Annotated in this window: 12 protein-coding genes and 11 tRNA genes; 20 read left to right on the forward strand and 3 right to left on the reverse strand. The window is 27.4% G+C overall.

Going from position 1 to position 22,703, the window contains the following annotated elements; translation table 4 throughout:
• Nucleotides 1-67 precede the first annotated feature (67 nt).
• Nucleotides 68-1,909: an ABC transporter ATP-binding protein gene (locus STABA_RS01160; RefSeq protein ID WP_170264669.1), complete on the reverse strand. Its 1,842-nt coding sequence runs from the start codon at nt 1,907-1,909 to the stop codon at nt 68-70.
• Nucleotides 1,910-2,598: 689 nt separating this feature from the next.
• On the opposite strand from STABA_RS01160, the gene potA reads away from it, so the two are divergent.
• The 14 genes from potA to STABA_RS01230 all read left to right on the forward strand — a co-directional run bounded on the left by potA (nt 2,599) and on the right by STABA_RS01230 (nt 11,644).
• Nucleotides 2,599-3,657 carry a spermidine/putrescine ABC transporter ATP-binding protein gene (potA, locus tag STABA_RS01165; protein WP_156005707.1) on the forward strand — a complete coding sequence of 353 codons (1,059 nt, stop codon included), beginning with the start codon at nt 2,599-2,601 and terminating at the stop codon, nt 3,655-3,657.
• On the forward strand, nt 3,650-4,684 hold the full coding sequence (gene potB / locus STABA_RS01170; RefSeq protein WP_156005709.1) for a spermidine/putrescine ABC transporter permease: 1,035 nt from the start codon (nt 3,650-3,652) through the stop codon (nt 4,682-4,684). The genes potA and potB overlap by 8 nt, the downstream gene beginning before the upstream one ends.
• Nucleotides 4,648-7,776 carry a spermidine/putrescine ABC transporter permease/substrate-binding protein gene (gene potCD / locus STABA_RS01175; protein WP_156005711.1) on the forward strand — a complete coding sequence of 1,043 codons (3,129 nt, stop codon included), beginning with the start codon at nt 4,648-4,650 and terminating at the stop codon, nt 7,774-7,776. The genes potB and potCD overlap by 37 nt, the downstream gene beginning before the upstream one ends.
• 59 nt (nt 7,777-7,835) lie before the next feature.
• Nucleotides 7,836-7,910 (forward strand) — tRNA-Cys (locus STABA_RS01180).
• 739 nt (nt 7,911-8,649) lie between these two features.
• Nucleotides 8,650-8,726 (forward strand) — tRNA-Arg (locus STABA_RS01185).
• A gap of 48 nt (nt 8,727-8,774) precedes the next feature.
• A tRNA-Pro gene (locus STABA_RS01190) sits at nt 8,775-8,851 on the forward strand.
• A 32-nt stretch (nt 8,852-8,883) separates the two neighbouring features.
• Nucleotides 8,884-8,959: transfer RNA gene (locus tag STABA_RS01195), tRNA-Ala, on the forward strand.
• 5 nt (nt 8,960-8,964) lie between these two features.
• Nucleotides 8,965-9,041: transfer RNA gene (locus STABA_RS01200), tRNA-Met, on the forward strand.
• 18 nt (nt 9,042-9,059) lie between these two features.
• Nucleotides 9,060-9,136 (forward strand) — tRNA-Ile (locus STABA_RS01205).
• Between the two features lie 57 nt (nt 9,137-9,193).
• Nucleotides 9,194-9,286 (forward strand) — tRNA-Ser (locus STABA_RS01210).
• 5 nt (nt 9,287-9,291) lie between these two features.
• A tRNA-Met gene (locus STABA_RS01215) sits at nt 9,292-9,367 on the forward strand.
• Between the two features lie 2 nt (nt 9,368-9,369).
• A tRNA-Asp gene (locus STABA_RS01220) sits at nt 9,370-9,446 on the forward strand.
• A 9-nt stretch (nt 9,447-9,455) separates the two neighbouring features.
• Nucleotides 9,456-9,531 (forward strand) — tRNA-Phe (locus tag STABA_RS01225).
• 250 nt (nt 9,532-9,781) lie between these two features.
• Nucleotides 9,782-11,644 (forward strand): hypothetical protein, encoded by a 1,863-nt coding sequence (locus STABA_RS01230; protein ID WP_156005713.1) that lies wholly within the window; start codon nt 9,782-9,784, stop codon nt 11,642-11,644.
• Nucleotides 11,645-12,003: 359 nt separating this feature from the next.
• Here STABA_RS01230 and STABA_RS01235 read toward each other — a convergent pair whose 3' ends face one another.
• Nucleotides 12,004-13,422 (reverse strand): ISNCY family transposase, encoded by a 1,419-nt coding sequence (locus STABA_RS01235; RefSeq protein ID WP_156005715.1) that lies wholly within the window; start codon nt 13,420-13,422, stop codon nt 12,004-12,006.
• 169 nt (nt 13,423-13,591) lie between these two features.
• Between STABA_RS01235 and STABA_RS01240 the strand changes: the two genes are divergently transcribed.
• The 4 genes from STABA_RS01240 (at nt 13,592) to STABA_RS06000 (ending at nt 18,762) form a co-directional block, all read left to right on the forward strand.
• Nucleotides 13,592-13,668 (forward strand) — tRNA-Ile (locus STABA_RS01240).
• A gap of 62 nt (nt 13,669-13,730) precedes the next feature.
• Complete coding sequence (locus STABA_RS01245) at nt 13,731-15,548, forward strand: MATE family efflux transporter (protein WP_156005717.1); 1,818 nt, start codon at nt 13,731-13,733, stop codon at nt 15,546-15,548.
• A 196-nt stretch (nt 15,549-15,744) separates the two neighbouring features.
• Nucleotides 15,745-18,459 (forward strand): magnesium-translocating P-type ATPase, encoded by a 2,715-nt coding sequence (gene mgtA, locus STABA_RS01250; protein ID WP_156005720.1) that lies wholly within the window; start codon nt 15,745-15,747, stop codon nt 18,457-18,459.
• Between the two features lie 171 nt (nt 18,460-18,630).
• Nucleotides 18,631-18,762 (forward strand): hypothetical protein, encoded by a 132-nt coding sequence (locus STABA_RS06000; RefSeq protein WP_281349605.1) that lies wholly within the window; start codon nt 18,631-18,633, stop codon nt 18,760-18,762.
• A 24-nt stretch (nt 18,763-18,786) separates the two neighbouring features.
• Here STABA_RS06000 and STABA_RS01255 read toward each other — a convergent pair whose 3' ends face one another.
• Complete coding sequence (locus STABA_RS01255) at nt 18,787-19,182, reverse strand: hypothetical protein (RefSeq protein ID WP_156005722.1); 396 nt, start codon at nt 19,180-19,182, stop codon at nt 18,787-18,789.
• A gap of 107 nt (nt 19,183-19,289) precedes the next feature.
• On the opposite strand from STABA_RS01255, the gene STABA_RS01260 reads away from it, so the two are divergent.
• Nucleotides 19,290-20,147, forward strand: coding sequence for a hypothetical protein (locus STABA_RS01260; protein ID WP_156005724.1), 858 nt, complete (start codon nt 19,290-19,292; stop codon nt 20,145-20,147).
• A 96-nt stretch (nt 20,148-20,243) separates the two neighbouring features.
• Complete coding sequence (gene leuS, locus STABA_RS01265; protein WP_156005726.1) at nt 20,244-22,661, forward strand: leucine--tRNA ligase; 2,418 nt, start codon at nt 20,244-20,246, stop codon at nt 22,659-22,661.
• The last annotated feature ends 42 nt before the right edge of the window (nt 22,662-22,703 follow it).

Genomic DNA, 22,703 nt, shown 5'->3' on the forward strand with positions numbered 1-22,703 from the left:
AAATTATAATTGCTTTTAGTAAAAAACAAAAACCCTTACTTAGTAAGGGTTTTTGTTTATTTAAATTTTATTCCATTATACTTGCTTCGTATAACTCTTTGAATGTTCCGTTTGTTTGTTTAAGTTTATCAAATGTTCCAATTTGAGCTACGTTATGAACTTGTTTTCCTAAAACAATAATCTCATCAACTTTTTTAATTGTTGATAACCTATGAGCTACAATAATTGTTGTTCTTGATTGCATTAACTTATTTAATTCATTTTGAATTTCTTTTTCAACTTTTGGATCTAAAGCACTAGTTGCTTCATCTAATAAAAGTATCTTTGGATTTTTTAAAAACATTCTTGCGATTACTAGTCTTTGTTTTTGTCCACCAGATAACATAACTCCATGTTCTCCTAAAATAGTGTTATATTTTTGTGGTCAAGTCATTATCAAATCATGTAATCCTGCCTTTTTACAAGCTTCAATTATTTTTTTATTGTTGGCTGAAAAATTACCATAGCGAATATTTTCAAAAACATTACCATATAAGATTTGTGGTTCTTGTTCGACATAACCAACACTATTTAAATAATCTTTAAGTTCAATGTCTTTTAAATCATATTTTTTGTTTAAAAGTATTTTACCTTTTGAAGGATCGTAAAATCTTAACAACAATTTTATAATTGTAGATTTTCCACAACCAGTTTCTCCAACAATGGCATAACTTTTTCCTTTTTTAAATGTATAACTAAAGTCAGACAAGATATTTATGTCAGGTTTTTCGGGATAATTAAATCCAACATTTTCAAAAGTTATATCTCCTCAAATGTCTTTTAATTTAATAGATTGTTGTTTTACTTTTTTCATTTTAGGTTTTGTTTCAATTAATCTTAAAACTCGTTCTGATGACACAGAAGCATTAATTAAACCAACAAGAGCACTCATAATTTGCAATAATGGTTCAGCTAACATTGATTCTGCTAATTGGAAAGATGCTAATTTATATTTAAAAAAATCTAAACCTGTATTAGAATCTGAAAATACACCATAAACTAAAATTGAAAATAATATTGATGAGAAATTTAATATAAAAACTCCTCCTCAAATAATTGTTAACATCATTGATTGATTAATATTAACTTTTTTTGTTTCGTTGTAATATTTTTGGTGAATATTTAAAAATCTTTTTGTTTCATAATCTTCAGTTCCGCTTGATTTAATTAAAGTAATTGCAGACAATCTGTTTACAACATCACCATTAATTTGAGATATTGTATTTTTTGCTTTTGACAATCTTTTTCTAGTTCCTAAAAAACTAAATATAATTGCAATGTTAGATATAAAAAACACTGCTAATGCAAATATAGCAATTTTTCACGAAAATATAATCATTAAAATTGATGCTGCTAAAATTTCTAAACTTGATACTCCAATTTGTAAAGGAACTTCAATTGCTTGATCTCCAATGATTTGAGTATCTTTAATAATTCTAGTAATTAAATCTCCAATTTTTTTATCTGAGTAATAAGAAATATCTTGTTTAACTAGATTTTCTAAAGCTTCATTTCTTAAGCTAATTTCTATTTTTACTCCAATTTTATAAGAAACAAATTCATAAAAATATGATACTGTGCAATAAATAATAATATCTAAAACTGATATACCAATTAATCAATACATATCTAAATTTCAAAATGACATAATTGATTGATTACTTGTTTCTTGAATCACTCCTAATTCATTTGAAAGTTTTAAATTAATTGCTAGTGTTAATTGATAGGTAAGTAGTGGTAGTAATATTGAACATGCCACAATGATTAAACTTAATAATACTAATACTAAAGTTAACTTATATTCTTTTTTATAATAATAAAATAATAATTTCTTAAAAGGTCCCTTCCTTGAACCTACATCTGAATTCATATTTATCTCCATTTCTTTATAAACTAAAAAATATTGATTTTATTCAATATTTATTTTATAATGCAGAGTTTCTCTAATTCTCCTACGATAAATTAAAGTTAATTTTAACTTTTATTAAAATTAAGATGGTCTTATAAAAAGACAAAATAAACTATTTCAGTTTTTTTTGTGAGCTTTTTAGGTGCTCTATTATTTTATAAGTGGCTTAGATTAAAAAAATAAGACCACAACCCACTAATACAAATTTATATATTAGTTTTGCATTGAACCCATCTCTTAAGAGATAATTCTATTCTATTTTAGCACTGCCAAAAATCAGTGTCAAACTATTAAATTTTAGAAAGCTACTAAATTAAGTCTCTTAAAAGAAATTTTAAAAGCTAAAATTTATTTAAAATAATTAATTGTATAAATTTTATAAATTAAGGCTATATCATTGCACTGCTCAAAAATTACTTTATAATAAATTAGTAAAGATTTTTTCTAACGAAAGGAGTAATAACTATGAAACTATATGCAATCATAAATATAAGCCAATACATAATAGAAGAATGACTAGATGTTGTTATTACTCGTACAGAATGATTTGAAAAAATTTTAGAAACTGAACAACTCCTCCTGATTGCGTAATGAATTAAGATTACGCGTGAACAATTTAATATTTAAGTCTATAGAGGAGAAAAATGCCAATGAACAAAAGAAATAACATATTGGAAATTCGTAATTTAACAAAAAGTTATGACGGAAAAGTTGTTTTAAAAGGTATTGGTTTTAACGTCCATGAAGGTGAGTTTATAACTTTATTAGGGCCATCAGGTTGTGGAAAAACTACAACTTTGAACATTATTGGGGGACGTGAAAAACAAGATTTAGGAGACTTATTATTTGAAGGAAGAGATTTAACTCCAACTCCAAGTAATAAACGCCAAATTAATACAATTTTTCAAAACTATGCATTGTTTCCACATTATGATGTGTATGACAATATCGCATATGGATTAAGAATTAAAAAGACTAAAGAAGACTTAATTGAACAAGAAGTTATGAAATACATCAAAAAGTTTTCTCTTGAAGGGCATGAAACTAAAAGAATTCATGAATTAAGTGGTGGACAAAAACAACGTGTTGCCATCGCTAGAGCTTTAGTCCTTAAACCAAGAATTTTACTATTAGATGAACCTATGTCAGCTCTTGACGTGCAATTAAGAAAAAAAATGCAAGCAGAATTAAAAGAGTTACAAGAAGAAATTGGAATTACATTTATTCTAGTTACTCATGATCAAGAAGAGGCTTTGACTTTGAGTGATAGAGTTGTTGTTATGAACGATGGAAACATTCAACAAATTGGTACACCAGAAGAAATCTATAATGAACCTGAAAACAGATGAGTTGCAAACTTTATTGGAGTTTCAAATATTATTGAAGATGGTGAAATGATTAGAGATACAAAAGTAAAATTTGATGATAAAGAATTTGATTGTGTTGATAAAGGATTTGGAGAAAACCAAAAAAATATCGACATTGTTATCAGGCCAGAAGATATTAAAATTGGAGCACCTGGTAAAGGTTATTATGATGGTATTGTTGAAGATATCATTTTTAAAGGTGTTCATTATGAAATATTAGTAGCATGTGATAAAAGAAAATATAAAGTACATACAACAGAATTCCATGACTTTGATACAAAAGTGTCTGTAAGTTGAGGACCAAATGATATCCACGTAATGTGAAAAGAAATTGATGACTAATAGCGAAAATAAAGATGTTATAGAAAATCAAGAAATAACATCAGAAGTTATAGATAACAAAGACAATGTGGATGTCGAAACAGAACTAGAGGATATTGAAAACATTGAAGCAATTGGTGAGTCGGAATTTGTTTATCAAAAACCTCCATTAAGAGAAAGAATTGAAGAATTCAAAATAGTAAAAGCATTAAAAGGTAAAATTTGACCTATTATGGTTCCGTTTTTTGTAGTAATGGGATTTTTAGTAGTTTTACCTCTTTTAGGAATGTTATTGTTTGCAATAATAGATCCTTCAGGAAATAGTATTAAATTTAAAGCAAACTTCGAAAACTTTTTAAAGTTTTTCGCTTCTAAAAATATAATGGCAGTACTAGGATTATCATTATTGTATGCATTTGGTGCAAGTATAATTTGTGTTGCTATGGCTTATCCGATTGCATTAGTTTTAGCGCAATTAAGAAGCAAAATGTTAGCTAAAAATATGTGAGTTTTAATAACTTTACCAATTTGAATTAGTATGATTTTAAAAATTATTGGTTTAAATAGTTTACTATCATTAATTGGTTCATCATTTTTAGGAACTCCTGGAGCCATAGTTTTAGGAATGGTATATATGTTTTTACCATTTGCTATTTCTCCAATTTATAATGCAATTGAAAATCAAGATCCAAATTATTATGCAGCAGCTTTAGATTTAAAAGCTAGCAAATTTCAAGCATTTTGACACATTACATTTAGACAATCATTACCTGGAGTTTTTGCAGGATTTACATTAGTAATCGTTCAAGCATCAACTTCACTATTGATTGTTAGATACATGGGTGATGGAAAAATTAGCTTAATTACATCCATAATTGAGAACTACTTCTTTAAAGGGACCGATTTTGGATTTGGAGCAACAATTGCAGTAGCACTTGCAATCTTATTATTTGCAATTATGGGATTAATGAAATTAATCTCTAATAAATTCGAAGTAAGGGGGTCAAGAAAATGAAAAAGTTCTTCAAATCAAGTTACTTCGCTTTAATGCTATTATTTATTTACATACCTATATTTGTAATGATAGTAATGTCATTTAACTCAGGAAATAATCTAAGTGAATGACAAGGTTTTAGCACTAAGTGATATACATCATTTTTAGAAAACTCTCCTTTTGTTAAATCAATTTTAGTTTCTTTATTTGTCGCTGTTGTTTCAACAATAGTTTCAATAGTAATTGGAGTTTTAGCAGTAATTGGACTTTCTAAAATGAGAAGAAGAATTTCTAACAATTGAGTTAGAGTTGCAAACATTCCGCTTGTAAATGCTGATGTAATTACAGCGGTTGGTTTAATGTTATTATTCATATTTTCAGGATTGAAATTTGGGATATTCACTTTAATATCTGCTCACGTTTCATTCAACGTTCCATATGTAATAATTACAGTTTTACCATTTATGAAAAGAATTGATCAAAACTATTTAGATGCTTCAAAAGATTTAGGAGCAACTACAACTAAAACAATTTGAAAAGTAGTATTGCCAATATTATTACCTTCAATTGTAACAGCAGCTGCAATTTGTTTTGCAATGAGTTTTGATGACTTTATCATTTCATACTTTACTGGTGGAGATCAAACAAACGTTTCAACATTTATTTATACAGCAAAAAGAATGCAACCATACATTAATGTATTTGGTGTATTTATGGTAATTATTGTTACTTTGATTTTACTTGTATGAAATGGATGTCAATTTATTAACAATAAATCAAAAACAGTAAAAGAATTAATTAAAAAAGGCGATTATAAAATTAAAATCAGAAATGCTTTAGAAAATAAAATTATTTATTGAAAAGCATGTATGGAAAATGAAGTTAAAACAAGACATAGTAAAAGTATAATTAACTGAATTAAATATAGAATTTTAAGCTTACAATTACGAATTAAAAAGAATAAAAACTTTAACTCAAAAATAAGTAGACTAGAATGAAAAATTGCTTTACTAACAGATGAAATTGCAGAAGCAAAAAGAGTAAAAACTATTCATACTAAATTGAGTGAAAAGAAAAAACAGATAGAAGCAAAAATTCAAAAATTAAATAATGCAAAAAAAGCACAAAAATTTGAAGCTGTTATTGCAAAAATTAATAAAAAACTTTATAAATATGAAAAAGAAATAGAATGATTTAAAGATAGAGATATCAATGACAAACAAAGAGCCAAAGAAATTGGTGAAGAAATTGTTAAATTACAAAGTGAGTCTGCATCATTACAAAAAGGTGATAAAGACTATGATTGATATTTAAATAAAATTAAATCATTAACAAAAAAACAAAAAGAATTAAATGAAGGTAGAGATAAAGCAAAACTTCGTGAAACAGTTGCTAAACTTGAAGCTATGAAAGCAAAAAGTATTAGTAGTATTGAAGAAACTTATAGTGTTTGATTAGCACAAAAAAATAAAGTGTTTAAAGAAGTTTCTTTAGTGGAAGCAATTGATAAAAAAATTAAAAAATTAAAAACTAATAATGCTAGTGAAAATGAAATTGCAAGTTTATTAGAAGTAAGAAATACAAAAATGCAAGAAGCAAAAGATGTATATTCTCAAAAAATTCAAAAAGCAGAAGCAAAACTAAACGCTGTTAAAGATGATATTAATAAAAAACAAGAAAAATACTTTCCAGATGTTACTGCTGAAGGTTATACTTCAAAAAGAACAAGATGAATTAATAGAAGTTGAAAAAGATTATCACTTGGAGTTTTATTATTAGGATCATTTGGATTACTAACAGCTGCTTATGTAAAAAATAATGTTTACGATTTAGTTGTTGGTAACTGAGGAAGTTATATTGATACTTCTTTATTAACTGATTTTGAAAAAGAAAATAATGTAAAAATCAACTATCAACAATATGATTCAAATGAAAGTTTATATAACAAAAGTTATACATTTAGTTATGACATAATGGTTCCAAGTGACTATATGGCAAAAAAATTAGCTCAAGAAAATAAATTACAAAAAATTGATTGATGTAGAGTAGAGGTTTTACAAACACCTAATTTTGATGGTGCTCCAACTGATTGTGAGAAAAACAATGATCAACCAATCAGTGAAACATTTGACAAATTAAGTGATACTCTTGTAAATGTAGATAACAAAACTGTTTTAGATACAAATGGAGAACCAATTTTAAATTATGCAATCCCTTATTTATGAGGGGATGTAAGAATGATTTGAAATATCAAAAATCAAAAAGTTATTGATTTACTTTCAAGTAAAGGAATTTACAATCCTGATACAAAAGAAACTGATGAAAGTAAATTAAGTTGAAATATTTTATGAGAAGCAGCTGATTTAGGATTAGATGTAAAATTAAATGAAGATCCTAAAAACGTATTTATGTTTGCTTTTGAAAAATTATTTGGAAATGTTATGGCTGTAAAAGCTGCTCCAGAAAATGGAAACTTATCAAAACAACAACAAATTGATCTTGCTGAAGTAGAAGTGAAAAAATTAGTAAGCAAAAGCAATGTTGGAATTTATGGAGACCAATTAACAGATAAAATTGCTACTGGTGATTTTGATGTAACTGTTGTTTATAATGGAGATGCTATTTATGGACACAGTGATGATTATGAAAGTTCTTCTGAAGGTGATGAAGAAGGTGATGAAGAAGAAACTACTCCAAATGAAGAATCATCATCTGATGAAGCAAGAACAAGATCAAATATGAGTATAACTTCAAGAATTGAGGGTGGAAATCCTAATTTAGAATCAATTTCTTTAATTCCAAATGCCCCAGCAGAGTACAAGCCAGCTAACGGAGAAAGTGTTGGAGAAGTTAAACAAACAACAAATATTTGAACTGACTTTATGGTAATAAGTAAAGATAATAGAAATTTAGACTTAACATATAAATTTATAAACATGATTTATTCAAGATATGCACAAGAAAAAATAGCAGAAGAAACTGGATATACAGTTCCGACAAGTTATGTTATTGATAATCCGCCTTATGATGGAGTATTAGGTGAATGATATGTGCCAACTGAAGATGGAGAACCATTTGATTTAGATGCAACTTGAGATAATTACATGGTTGACAAATTTAATAATATTATTGCAACAAAAAACTAATCAAGTAATTGATTAAACATTTAAAAAAAGATTATTTTTGTTATAATCTTTTTTGTAATGGTACCATAGCCAAGAGGCTAAGGCATGGGACTGCAACTCCCTGATCGTCGGTTCGACTCCGACTGGTACCTCCATATTTAGAAGCAAAAGGACATTATGTCCTTTTTTTACAATTTTTTGGGTGAGAGAATGAATAGAGAAGAGTATATAGTTTTTACTAAAAACAATAATGGTGTTATTTATATGAGAAATGAACAAAATGGCATTAGAACCATAAGCAATTCTTGTAGATTTAAATAGTAAAAAAGATGCTTTTTTTAAAATAAATGAATTATTTGTTAAAGTAACAGAATCAGAAATTGATAGTTCATTTAGATGGTTTTTACCTTTTTATACAGATTATGGTAAAACTTAAAAACTGGCAAAACGTATTTATTAACAAAAACTGTAGTTTTCAAGACAGAGGAGTTATTTTTATAGGATATAACTTCATGACTGGAATGAATGTAACAATAGCAACTTTGAATCACGGGTCATGGGTTAAAAAAAGATGAAAGAAATTTGATTTATATTCAACCGGTTGTTATTTCTAATAACATTTGAGTCGTTTTGAGAGTAACTATTCTACCTTGACTCACAATTGGACAAAACACAATAATTGCTGCTGGTGTGGTTCTTGCAAGGGATGCAGAGCCTAATAGCATTTATGCAGGAGCCTAGCTATGAAAATAAAAAACTTACCAGATTAATTTTTAAAAAAAAATAAAAAACACAACATTTTTAAAATAGTTTGTTATAATAATAATTGTCAATTTTAAATTAATTGGTAAAAAATTCAAAACTATATTATAATTATTTTGGTTTGCTTAATATGCGCCTTTAGATCAATTGGATAGATCGTTTGACTACGGATCAAAAGGTTAGGGGTTCGAGTCCCTTAAGGCGCGCCATTATAGAAAATCGAATATTATAATAATGTTGTTGTAATATTCATACATCGGGAAGTGGCTCAGCTTGGTAGAGCATTCGGTTTGGGACCGAAGGGTCGCAGGTTCGAATCCTGTCTTCCCGACCATTATTTTTACAATTTTATATTTTATTATATATGGGCCCGTAGCTCAGCTGGGAGAGCACCTGCCTTGCACGCAGGGGGTCGACGGTTCGATCCCGTTCGGGTCCACCATATATGGCGGGGTAGCTCAGCTGGTTAGAGCGCTCGGCTCATACCCGGGAGGTCAAGAGTTCAAGTCTCTTCCCCGCTACCATATATTGTTATTTTTAATGGACCTTTAGCTCAGTTGGTTAGAGCATCCGGCTCATAACCGGATGGTCATTGGTTCGAGTCCAATAAGGTCCACCATAATTTCGACTCTATGCGAATTCGCAAATTATGTGGGACAATGAATACATTAGTAACGGAAGATTACCCAAGCCTGGCTGAAGGGGTCGGTCTTGAAAACCGAGAGTCGGGGAAACCCGAGCGGGGGTTCGAATCCCTCATCTTCCGCCATTCATCGCGGGGTGGAGCAGTTGGTAGCTCGTCGGGCTCATAACCCGAAGGCCGCAGGTTCAAGTCCTGCCCCCGCAACCATTGGCCCCATAGCGAAGTTGGTTATCGCGCCTCCCTGTCACGGAGGAGACCACGGGTTCGAGTCCCGTTGGGGTCGCCATTTTTTATTGGTTTTGTAGCTCAGTTGGTAGAGCAGTTGACTGAAGCTCAACGTGTCGGCGGTTCAATTCCGTCCAAAACCACCATTCTGTTATGAATATTTATAAATGCCTTTAAAAGGTATTTTTTTTACTTAAATTAGTAAAATTTTTTTATTTTCAAAAATTTATTTATATATAAAAAATTTCAAAAGTATGCCATTTTATCTATAAAAAATAATGATAAAAATAAATTTATTATAAAAACTTATTTTTTAAAACTTGAATTTTAAAACTTGTAGAGTAAAATTAAGATAATTTAGTGCTTAATATAATCAAAAAATTTAGGAGCGATACTATGAAAAGATTATTATCTGCAATAGCAACTTTTGGAGTTTTAATTTCATCAAGTACTTCTGCTATTTCATGTAGTTTTAAAAGTGGTCATAATAATGAGTATAAAAATACTGATGGAAACAAAGGTGATGGTGGTTTAGATTACGGAAAAGATAAACCTGAAGTACCTAGTGAAGAAGATGATCCAGAACCAGGTACCGGTGGAATTGATGAATCCGCAGATCCTTCAAAATATACTGATACATTATTTCAATTAGACAAAAATAGATCTTATATTTATACAAGCGATAAAAACGATGTAACCATAGCAAATATAACTAATTATGATGAAATCGCAAAATACTCAAATAGTTTGCCAAATCTTATTAGTTTCGTGAACTCTGAAGATTCTAAGTTAGTTTCAATTAGGGTTGATAAAGATAAAATAATAGCTAAAATAAAAGACATTACAAATCCTGTATTAACAACAATTAAAAGTATTAAACCAATTCAAATACAAATTAAATCTAAAAATGATGGAAAGCAACAAGTTGATTTCACTTTAAATATTCAAACAGATCATTTAGATCTAGCTAATTTACAAAATAATGTAAAGGTTAATTATTTTTTAACAGATGATGATAGCAATGGAATGCCAAAAAGTTTAGGATATACTTCAAGTTATTTAGAAAATTTAAGCAATAGTAGTAATTCTGATCATGAAAAAGCAAAAAAAGATTTTTTTGACAAGTTTATTAATGATAGCGGAATTAATATAAATCTTTCTGATGTAACAATTACTCAATCAAATAGTGGAGAAAATGGAAAAGATATTGAATTTAACATTAAAGGAAGAAACAAGCCTGATTCAAAAATTGTGCCTGATTCAAATATAAAATTAATTATAAATAAAGATGTAGATCCGAATGAAGTATTTAAAAACAAAAGCCTAGAAGTAAATGTATTTAGCGGAACATTTCAAAGCATTAAGTCAAGAGGTATGACTGATGGAGATAAACAAGGAATAAAAGCTTTGGTTTTTGAAGAACTTATTGCAAATAGTGGAATTGCAGACTATTTAAAAAAATTAAGTGATGATAATTATGCTCGCTCAACTACTCAAGTATTAAAAAATTCTACAATAAATTTAAATACAAAAACTTTATCAGGATCAATGGATTTAAACTTAGCATATTTGGGATTAGTTTTTAAAGGTAATTTGAAAGTTAATTATCATTTGGTTGAAGAAAGTAGAGCAAATTTATATTCAGAAGTAACAAAAAATGATGCATATAAAAAATATGACGTTAATAGAGAATTTCTTACAGATCAAACATCTGAAAATATATTAAAAGCTAAACTTCAATTGTACAATCAATTGAGTCAAGATTTTAGACAACAAGTTGATCAAAATGAGTTTGTTAAATATACTAAATTTACAGAATCCGCAAAAGAAACTTCATTTACAAGATCTTTAAGTAGTTATTGACAAGTAAAATATTGAGCTGGGTTTTCCGAATTTGGAGTTGCTATGAGATATAAACTTATTGTATTACCTGGATCTAAAAAACTTTATGGTCACTATCCAAAAACATTTTGAAATTACATAAACACAGCAGATCCGGATAAACCTACTGGAGGTCCTTATCATGTTATTGTTGATGCAATAGTTCCAAATGTTCCTAATGCAGATGCTTGAAAAAAAGAAGGTGGAGCTAGTGGTGGATCTGACTTTACAGGTTATGAAGGTGGATTTGATAAAGAATTTACCGAAGGACTTGGTTGATGATCTAAATCAAAACATAATCAAGTTGAAACCCCAAATAGAGATGGGTATGTCCAAAATGGAGAATACAATGAAGGATATGATATTTTGAAATTTTAATTAAAAAATTAAATTAATTTGATTTTGATTTGCTTAGAAAAAATTTGCATTTATAAAATTATATAATTAAAAGTGATTTATAAATTTATCTCAGGTTTATAGATAGTTTTGAATTTAAATGTCTTTATTTATCAATACGCCATAAAAATCTTATTGAAAGGAGTGATTGTTTTTATGAGTTGTGAATTAAATTGTCATGCATGCAAATGTGACTGTAAAGGAACAGGAGATCACAAATTATGTAAAGATTGTAGTTGCTCAGGAGAACATGGAAGCAAAGATAAAAAATAATTTTAAACCGCTATAAATAATATTTATAGCGGTATTTTTTATTTTTGTTAACTATTATAGTTAACAAACTAATAATTAAAAATAGTTAAAAAAAATACAAAAAAAGATGTCAATAAGTAATCAATTTTTCCCAAAACTTTATTTTTAGAGTTTTTGTAAAATATTCAATTAGTATATTTTCATGGACTATTTGTTTTAATTTGCTTATGTGTTTTTTGTATATCATAAACACTTTTATCTTCATAAGCTTCTTTATAAGTGGAGTTTTGTTGAACTTCAATTAAAGGCATTCATTCACTAAATGAGTTTGAATGTAATTGCCCATCAAAAGTTTCTACTACAAAAATTTTTGTTTTATTTTTATAAAAGACTGGCTCGCCATTAGAATGTGGTATATAAAATTTATTTTGGTATTTTATTGTAGAACCTTTATTAATAGTTCGTTCAAATCTTCTTGATAAATAAAAGTCAATGTTTTTATGTTCTTTAAAAATAGCAGAAGAGTTAATGATATTATTTAATTGAAGGGAAAACTGTGAATTATATCTTTTAATATATTCATTTAAAAATGAATTTGCTTCATTTATATCTGATATATTATTTTCTTTGAGTTCCTTTGGTAGGCGATCTTGAAGTGTATTTCACAACCTTTCAATACGGCCTTTTGTTTGAGGAACACTTGAAGTTGTTAGCTTTATTCCTAAGTTATGACATAAGAATCCGTATTGTGTTAAAGAGTCAGAGTGAAGGTCTGACTCTTTTTCTTTTTGACTTCAAAATACAGTCCTTTTGTCAGTAAGTATCTCCTTTGGAATCCCATACTCTAATAAAACTTTTTTTGTTATATTGTAGTATCCCATAAGAGTTTCTTCTTTATCAAAATATAAAGCTAAAACTTTACCTGTTGCATCATCTATAAAACCATGTAAATACCATTTCTCATTATCAACTCAGTAGTGGACTGATGCATCAGTTTGCAAGCGCTCACCAAACTCTGTTTTTCGATTTTGCATAGGATGAATATTTTCTATTGAAAGCAAAGTATTTAAATACTCTCGTTTCTCAGGTTTTTTAATATTTTCATTTTTTAATAAGTTAGTAATTTTTTGTTTAATCATTTTTTTAGTTACTTTATGAATTCTTGGTGAATATAAATTATTCTTTTTTAATAAATTGATTAAGTAAGTATATGAAACACTTATTTGATGGTTTGATCAAAGCTTTTCTAAAAAGTGTTTATAATTATATTCTTCATATTTATTAATGTACAAGTCAATAATTTGATCACTTATTTGATGTTTTATTTTTTTATTTGATATTCTTCCAGTATTTTTGTGGATAAATGCTGTGTAACCATACTTTTTATATTTGTTAATTAATAAGTTAACATTTCTTATTGTTTGACAGATTTTTATAGCTGCAGCTTTTTTAGATAGTTTTTCATCAATTACAGCTTTAATTATTTCCATTTTATCTTTTTCATTCATTTTTAAATATCTCCTCATATTTAAATCCCCCATTATAAATTATATATTTGGGAAATTTTTATTTGTTATATATAGGGAAAATATCATATGTTATTGACAAAAATAGTTAAAAAAAATACAAAAAAAGATTGTAAATTTTTTTCAGATAACTTATAATCTAATTGTTTTTCGGAGCATAGCTCAGTTGGTTAGAGCGCACCCCTGATAAGGGTGAGGTCGGTGGTTCAAGTCCACTTGTTCCGACCATTTTTAAAATAAAATTAAGCGCTTCGATTGTGAAGCGCTTTTCAATTATAAAGGAGATTAACATGGACATTAAAGAAAAAAATGATGTTGAAAAAGATGCTGTTCTTGAAACAAAACATATTATCAAGAATAACAAAATTAAAAGACGTTTTTTTGCAACAGGTAAATGATATAAAATTGCTATCACTTTAATTTTATGATCAGTTTTACAAGAAATATTAATGGCATCAACTGATTTGATTGATAATGTTTTTGTTAACCATATTATTAGTAGTCAAGTTAAAGGGTTTGATGATCTAACAAATTATATAAAAGGTACAGGTTGAGCAGAACATATGACCGAAGATAAACTTAATTCAGTAGGTCTTGGTAGTTTGACAGGTTATGCTCTTGATAATATAAATTATACTCCTGGGCAAATTGGAGTTAATGGTGTAAGTGCAAGTAACCAACTTTATATAATTATGTTTGCAATGGTATCAGGATTTTGTTATGGTTCTGGAATATTTAGTGCTCAATATTTTGGGGCAGGGGAATATCAAAAATTAAAACACATCACTTGTTTAAAAATGTATTTAACTTTAATAATAACAATGATTTTTGCATTAATTGGAATTCAGCAAATTACAAAATACTTTATTGGATTTACAACACATCCAGATTATGAAAAAGCAAAAGTACCATTAGATACGTATTTAACAGAAAACTCTAGTGCTCAAGAAATTAAACAAGTTTTTGAATACATTCAAAATAAAGTTTCAATTTTATCAACTGAACAAGGGGAAAAATATTATAGAATTGTTTCGCTTAGTTATCCAATTTTAACGATTAATCAAGTTGCCACAACTGCTTTAAGAGAAACAAGAAGACCATTTTATTCTTTCTTTATGTCTTCAATTTCGTTAATTGCAAATGCTTTATGTAATGTATTTTTCACAGCTCCTACTTTTATTCCAAATTATCATGGTTTTGGAGTTGTAGGAGCTGCAATTGGTACAGTAAGTTCAAGAGTTTTACAACTGGGATTTATAGTTGGATTGCTTGCTATTAAGAAGTTTGAGTTTATCCCAAGAATTAGACATTTTATAATTCCAAAATACATTTTAAGAATATCGTTGATAAAAAGTCTACCAATTTTATTAAATGAAACATTATTCGCTTTTGGACAAGTTATGCAAGTTAAATTACGTGCGCAATACTCAGCTGACTCATTGTCGGCAAATGCAATGTATGAAACGATGCTTATGGCATTCTTCTCCCCAATGTATCATGGATTAAATGCTGGAATATCAACCTTAGTAGGAAATGAGTTGGGGGCAAAACATTTTGATGAAGCAAAATATAACGCTAAACATTTAATGAGGTTTAGCTTCATGATTGCTTGTGTATTTTTGATATTATTTTCAGGATTGTCTTGAGTTATTCCAAAACTAATTTTTCCAAACACAACTCATGAAGGAATTAAAATTGGTGAGTGAATGGTATTTATATATTCTGCAACTTATCCAGTTATTCTTATGAATAGTTGTGTATATTCTATTCTCAGGGCTGGGGGAAATGTTGTTCAGGCATTCTTGATGGACTCGGCATTCAATTGAGTATTTCAAATTCCAGTATTATTTGTATTGATTTATTATAATACGTTTAACAATCCACAAGGATTTATAAATTTAGACATAATATATATTCATTTAATTGTATGTATGTTTGAAATATTAAAATTAATTCCTTCGATGATCTTTTATTTTAGAGGTAAATGATTAACAAGTATAATTGATGAAACTAAGTTTGAACATAAAGATAAACCAAAAGATAAAATGGATAAATCAAAAAATATTATAGTAGAAGATAAAACAGAAGAAATGAAATTAGAAAACTAGTTTCATTTTTTTCCCTATTTTGGTGCTTATTAATATATAATAAATAAAGTTTTAAAAGAAAGAGGTGGTATTATGAGTATTCCTTCCGCCAGTTGGGGTAGAAAAAAAATAATTAATAACGAGAGCGCTCATAATAATGCACCCTTATTTAATAAATTTTAAAGTATGTTAAGAGCTCTCTCTAGAAAGGGAGAACATGGAAAAATTAACAAAAAGAATTTCAAAAGAAGTAAAAAATAATACAATAAAAGACTCTCTCACTACTTTTTCTAGATTAGATCAAAAACAAGTTTTGGAAAAACTTGAAATTAAACAATTTGGTTTAAAAGATGAAGAGTTAGAAAGACAAAAACAAAAATATGGAAACAACAAGTTAGAACCAAAAAGATTTAACTTTCCTTTAGTGTTGGCAAAAGCTTTTCTAAGCCCATTTAATTTAATTTTAATTATTATTGATGTATATAGTTTTTATAATTTTTTTAGTCAAGTATCAGCTGAAAGAGACAACTTTGATTTAGTAGGAGCTTTATTAGTTTTAATAATGATTCTTTTAAGTGGATCAATAACATTTTTACAAGAAGTAAGATCATTTTTTGTTATTCGAAAAATGACATTTGATAATAAAAAAACTTCACACATAATTAGAAACACAGATTTTGAAATCAAAACAATTGATAATGCAAACTCTGTAAAATTAATTAAAGAAGCAGAACAAATTGACTCAGAAGAATTAGTACCTGGAGATTTAATTTATTTATCAAATGGAGATTTAATTCCTGCTGATATAAAAATTGTTTGAGCAAATAATTTATACTTAAATCAATCTTCATTAACAGGAGAGTCATTTCCAGTTTTGAAAAAAGAAGAAAATAATAAAAAAGAATATTTAGAATTTGAAAATATTTGCTTTACAGGAACTGATGTAATTTCAGGGTCTGCTCTTGGAGTTGTTGTTACAACTGCAAAAGATACATATTTTTCAACAATTAATGATAGAGTGACAGAAAAAAGACCTAAGTCATCATTTGATAAAGGAATAAAAAGAATAACTTTGTTATTAATTTCATTTATGTTAGCAGTTACTCCAATTGTATTTGCTGTTTTTGGTTTAAGAGCATCTGGACAAGCAGGAATTTGATTAGATGCTACTTTATTTGCGATCTCAATTGCTGTGGGATTAACTCCTGAAATGCTACCGATTATAATTACCGCAAACTTATCCAAAGGATATGCAAAAATTAAAAAACAAGAAGTACTGGTTAAGAATTTGAATGCTGTTCAAAATATGGGAGCAATTGATATTCTATGTACAGATAAAACTGGAACTATAACAAGTGGAGAAATTCATTTAGATAGAGTTATGGATTTTAACGGAAGTAAAAATGAGTATGTAAATAAAATTTTATATTTAAATAGTTATTTTCAAACAGGATTTCAAAGCCCTATAGATCAAGCGGTTTTATTAACAGAAAAATTTGAAAAACCATTTGTTGAAGAATATACAAAAGAGTGAGAAGTACCATTTGATTTCAACCGTAAAATGTTATCAGTTATTTTATCAAAAAATGAAGAAAAAGAAATTTTTACAAAAGGGGCTATTGAAGAAGTAATGGCTGTATGTAATCGTGTATCAATTCAAGGAGAAATTGTACCAATTACAGAATTACATAAAGAAAAAATTAGAAATAGAGTTAAAGATTTAAACAAAGATGGTTATAGAGTTGTTGCAATTGCTCACAATCATTTAGAAGACGAAGATATTGAAGAAGATTTAGTATTTCTAGGATTTGCTACATTCTTTGATGAACCAAAAGCAACTTCAAAAGAAATTATTAAAACTTTAAAAACAAGAGGTATTGATACAAAAATACTAACTGGAGATAGCGAAATCATTACAAGAGCAATTTGTAAAAAGGTTGATTTTAAAATTACAAAAATTTATACAGGAAAAGAAATTGAAGAAATGAGCGAAACTCAATTGCAAAGAGCTGTAATGGATGCAAATGTTTTTGTTAAGTTAAGCCCTTTACACAAATCATTAATTATTGCAACCTTAAAAGCTAATGGTCATGTTGTTGGATTTATGGGTGATGGAATAAATGATGCTCCCGTTTTAAGAAACTCAGATGTTGCTATTTCATTTATAGATGCTTCAAATATTGCTCAAGATGCAGCTGATATTATTTTAGTAAATGATTCATTAATGGTAATTGAAACAGCTGTTCATGAAGGAAGATCAAGTTTAGCAAATATTTTAAAATATATTAAAGTTACAATTGCTTCTAACTTTGGAAATGTATTAAGTGTATTAGTGGCTTTATTCTTAACAAATGTTGAACCAATGCAACCAATTCATTTATTATTACAAAACTTATTATATGACATAGTTATGTTTGCCTTTATTTTTGATAAAGTAGATAAAAAATTCACTGACTCACCAAGACCGCTGCGAACTAAAAATATAATATGGTTTACCATCATAAACGGTCCGGTGAGCTCCATATTTGATATATCAACATTCTTAGTTTTATTATTTGCGTTTAAAAATCAAGTTGGAGTTCCGTTTGGAATGAATCAAGATAAAGAAGCTTTAAGTCCAGATAGTATAGCGACATTTAATGCTTCATGATTTTTAGTTGGTTTAATGACTCAAACTGCTGTTATGCAAATGTATCGAACTGAAAAAGTACCATTTATACAATCAAACGCATCGTGACAAGTAAATGTTTCTACAGCATTTGTTTGTTCTATGGCAGTAATTGTGCCTTATACTCCAATTAATAGTCTTGTTAAAATGAGTCAACCTCCACTAGCATTCTTACCTATTGGAATTGGATTTGTACTAATGTATGTGATATTAGCACAATGTGTAAAAATGTTATATATTAAAAGATTTAAAGAATGATTATAAATATTAGTTACATATACAAAAATCTATTTTATATAGATTTTTTTTTGAAAAAATTTTTCACTCTATATGTGTTATTTTTTAAAAGTAATAAAAAAAGAACAAAAAATTATTAAAGATACTAATAGTTTTTAAACTTAATTTATTACATAGAAAATAACGGAGGTATAAAATATGGATGACAGAAATCATGTTACATATTCAGCATCTTGTAGTTGCCATAAGTGCGCTTTAATTACTGTTTTAAAAGGCGTATTTATTGAACTAAAACGAAGTAATTCAAATAATAAATATCGATATAATTAAAAAATAAGAGTTATTTTATAACTCTTATTTTTTAATGTAGTATATAAGAATAAATTTTGAATCATTAAAATAAATATTTAATCACTCAATATATTCTTCTAATTTGTGTTTATCTTTTGGTAATCAATTTGCAAATAATTCAACTTCATATCATTGTTTTTTATCTTTTGCAAATCTTCTTTCTAAAGCTTTTACAACACGATTTTTTTCATCGTATAGTTCTAATCCTTCATAGCCAACAAGTGTTACAACTTTTTTTTCTTGATCATTTTGAGATTCTAGTTCAACTTTAATTTCTCTTAAACTTTTAAATTGAATATATAACTCAATAAAGTTTTTTCCATACTTTCTTAATAGTATAAACTTTTGTTTTTTGTTTATTAAATCCATACTTTCTTTTGTAATTACAAATTTAAGCATATATCATCTTTCTTTCTAATAAATTTATTATAATACTAATAAAAACTTTTACTATATAATAAAATCATTTAAAATATATGTAGATTTCATATAAAAAAGGGGAAAAAATGAGAAAAATATTAACGGTACTTTTAACAACTAATTTTTTATTTTCATCTTCCGTATCACTTATTTCTTGTAATATTGACAAAAAAAAGGATGTAATTGACATAAGTCTTATAAAAAACACTAATTTAGGAGAATTATATGTAGATACACAAAACAAACTTCCTAGTTTAGATGCTATAGTTTCTGCTATGAATGATAAAAACATAAATCTTAATTTAAAATCTAGATATGTTAAAATTGATGACACTTTAACGCAGAATGAAACTACTGCAAAAATTACAGTTATTGATTTATCTAGTAATTTTAAAGGAAGCGTAGTAGTGAATTATTCTATAGTGAAAGCAAATTCAGAAAAAATAAGATTATCATCATTAATTGATGTTACAGACCTTCAAAGCATTACATTCACCAATGATGATTCTTTAAAATCATTGCCTTCAATTGATGATGTTTTTTTAGGTATGAAGGCAATGAATCCCAAGACAATGGAAATAAAAAGAAGTGAAATAAGAAAAGGATTTTTTGGAACTACTCAAATCAGTTTTTGCATTGAAGCTTTTGGAGAAAAATATACAGGAAGTACAGTATTCAATTTTAAAAAATTAGACTCAAGTAAGGTTTCGATAGCTAAAGCTTTTACAAATAATAATTTGGGAGAAATGAGTTTCATTGAAAGTTTGCCATCAAAAGAAGTTTTTTTAAAGGCATTTAAAGAAAAAAATTCTTCATCAAGTGATTTTTCAATAAATGACTTTGAATTTTATGAAAAAGGATCAGATTCTGAAACAATTGAAATTATAGGAAATAATAAGTATAGTAATTTATCGCATGCAAGATTTTCTTATATAAAAAAATAATTCATACTTTTTCCTTAAAAAAAGTATGCTATTTAAAAATTGTTATATATCTAATAAAATATCAATTTAAAGGAACTACAAATGGAGAAAAATACAATGGAATATTCACACAAGAAAATTGAAAAAAAATGACAAAAATATTGAGAAGAAAATAATATTTATATAACTACTGAAAATAGTGATAAAAAAGCATATATTTTAGATATGTTTCCATATCCAAGTGGAGCAGGACTTCATGTTGGACATCCAAAAGGATATATAGCAACAGATGTTTTTGCAAGAATGAGAAAACTTCAAGGTTATGATGTTTTACACCCAATTGGATATGATGCATTTGGATTGCCAGCAGAACAATATGCTATTAAAACAGGAAATGACCCAAGAGAGTTTACAGAGAAAAATATAAATATTTTTAGAAAACAATTAAAAATTCTTGGGTTTAGTTATGATTACAATAAAGAAGTAAATACTAGTCATCCTGGTTATTACAAAACAACTCAGTGAATTTTTCAACAACTTTATAAACAAGGTTTAGCAGAAATAAGATATGCAAATGTTAACTGATGTGAAGGTTTAGGAACTGTTCTTGCGAATGAAGAAGTCACTGTTAAAAATGGAAAAATGTACTCAGATATTGGAGATTTTGAAGTAGTAAAAAAACCAATGAAACAATGAGTATTAAAAATTACAGAATATGCAGATAAACTTTTAGATGGTTTAGATGATCTTGATTGACCAAATTCTGTAAAAGAGTTACAAAGAAATTGAATCGGAAGAAGTGAAGGGGTAGTTTTGAATTTCAAAGTTAAAGATTCTGATCAAGATATACCAGTATTTACAACAAGACCAGATACTGTTTTTGGCGCAACTTATTTAGTTTTAGCTCCAGAGTATGAATTATTAAATAAATTAGTAAGTGAAGACAAAAGAAAAGAAGTTAATGATTATATTGATTTAGCAAAAACAAAAACTGATATCCAAAGACAAGATGATTCAAAAGAAAAAACAGGATTATTTATTGGAAACTATGTAATTAATCCATTTACTAATGAAGAAATTCCTTTATGAGTTGCTGATTATGTTTTAAATGATTATGGAACAGGTGCTGTGATGGGGGTTGCTGCTCATGATGTAAGAGACTTTGAATTTGCTACAAAATTTAGTTTACCAATAAAATTTGTAATTGAAGCAAAAGATATGTCAAAAGCATTTGTTGGAGAAGGACCTCATATTAATTCAGACTTTTTAAATGGTTTATTAAAAGATGAAGCAAAAGCTTTAATTACAAAAAAAATTGTTGATAATAACTTAGGGTATATTAAAGTTAATTATAAATTAAGAGATTGATTATTTTCTAGACAAAGATTTTATGGAGAACCTTTTCCAGTTATCTTTTTAGAAGACGGACAAATTGCTTTAATTGATGAAAAAGATTTACCTTTAGAATTACCAAAAACAGATTATATTAAACCTTCTGGAACTGGTGAATCACCACTTGCAAATATCAAAGAGTGAGTCAATATTAAATATAAAGGTAAAAAAGTTACAAGAGAAACAAACACAATGCCTCAATGAGCTGGATCATGTTGATATTATTTGGCATATATTTTAACAACAAGTCCAAATAATTTAATTGATATAAATTCAAAAGAAGCAAAAGAGTTATTTAAAAAATGATTACCTGTGGATTTATATGTTGGTGGTCAAGAACATGCAACTTTACACTTACTATATGCAAGATTTTGACATAAGGTTTTATATGATATTGGAGTTGTTCCAACAAAAGAACCATTTCAAAGACTTATAAATCAGGGGATGATTTTAGCAGATAATGGAGAAAAAATGTCTAAATCTAAAGGAAACACAATAAATCCCGATGAAATAGTAGAATCTCATGGGGCAGATACACTAAGACTATACGAAATGTTTATGGGACCAATCGAGGCATCATTTCCTTGAGCATTCAACGGATTAGATGGAGCAAGAAAATGATTGGATAGAGTGTATCGCATGTTTGATAAATTTGATTTTAGTCAAGAAAATAATGGTAATTTGGATTCAGTTTATAATGAAGTTGTTAAAAAAGTAACCAATATGATTGAAGATTGCAAAATGAATACAGCGGTTTCTCAATTAATGGTTTTTGTAAACGCAGTTTATAAAGAAACCGATCCTATTTACATAGATTACATAAAAGGTTTTTTAAAAATGCTTAGTGTATATGCACCACATTTAGCAGAAGAATTATGAGAAAAATTGGGACAAAAAACTAGTGTATGTTTGGATAATTGACCAAATTTTGATGAAACTAAATTAGTAAAAGATACTGTTATAATTGCTGTTCAGGTGAATGGAAAACTTAGAGCAACATTTGAAACTTCAAAAGGAACTTCTAAAGAAGATTTATTAAAAAAAGCAAAAGAAATTGATAAAGTAAAAGAAATTATTTTAGACGGAACTTTATTAAAAGAAATAGCTGTCATTGATAAGATTGTTAGTTTTGTTTTAAAATAAGGAATTTTATTGAAATATATTTTCAATAAAATTTTTTTTATG

Source organism: Spiroplasma tabanidicola (genome assembly GCF_009730595.1).
In the GTDB taxonomy this organism is placed as follows: Bacteria; Bacillota_I; Bacilli_A; order Mycoplasmatales; family Mycoplasmataceae; genus Spiroplasma_A; species Spiroplasma_A tabanidicola.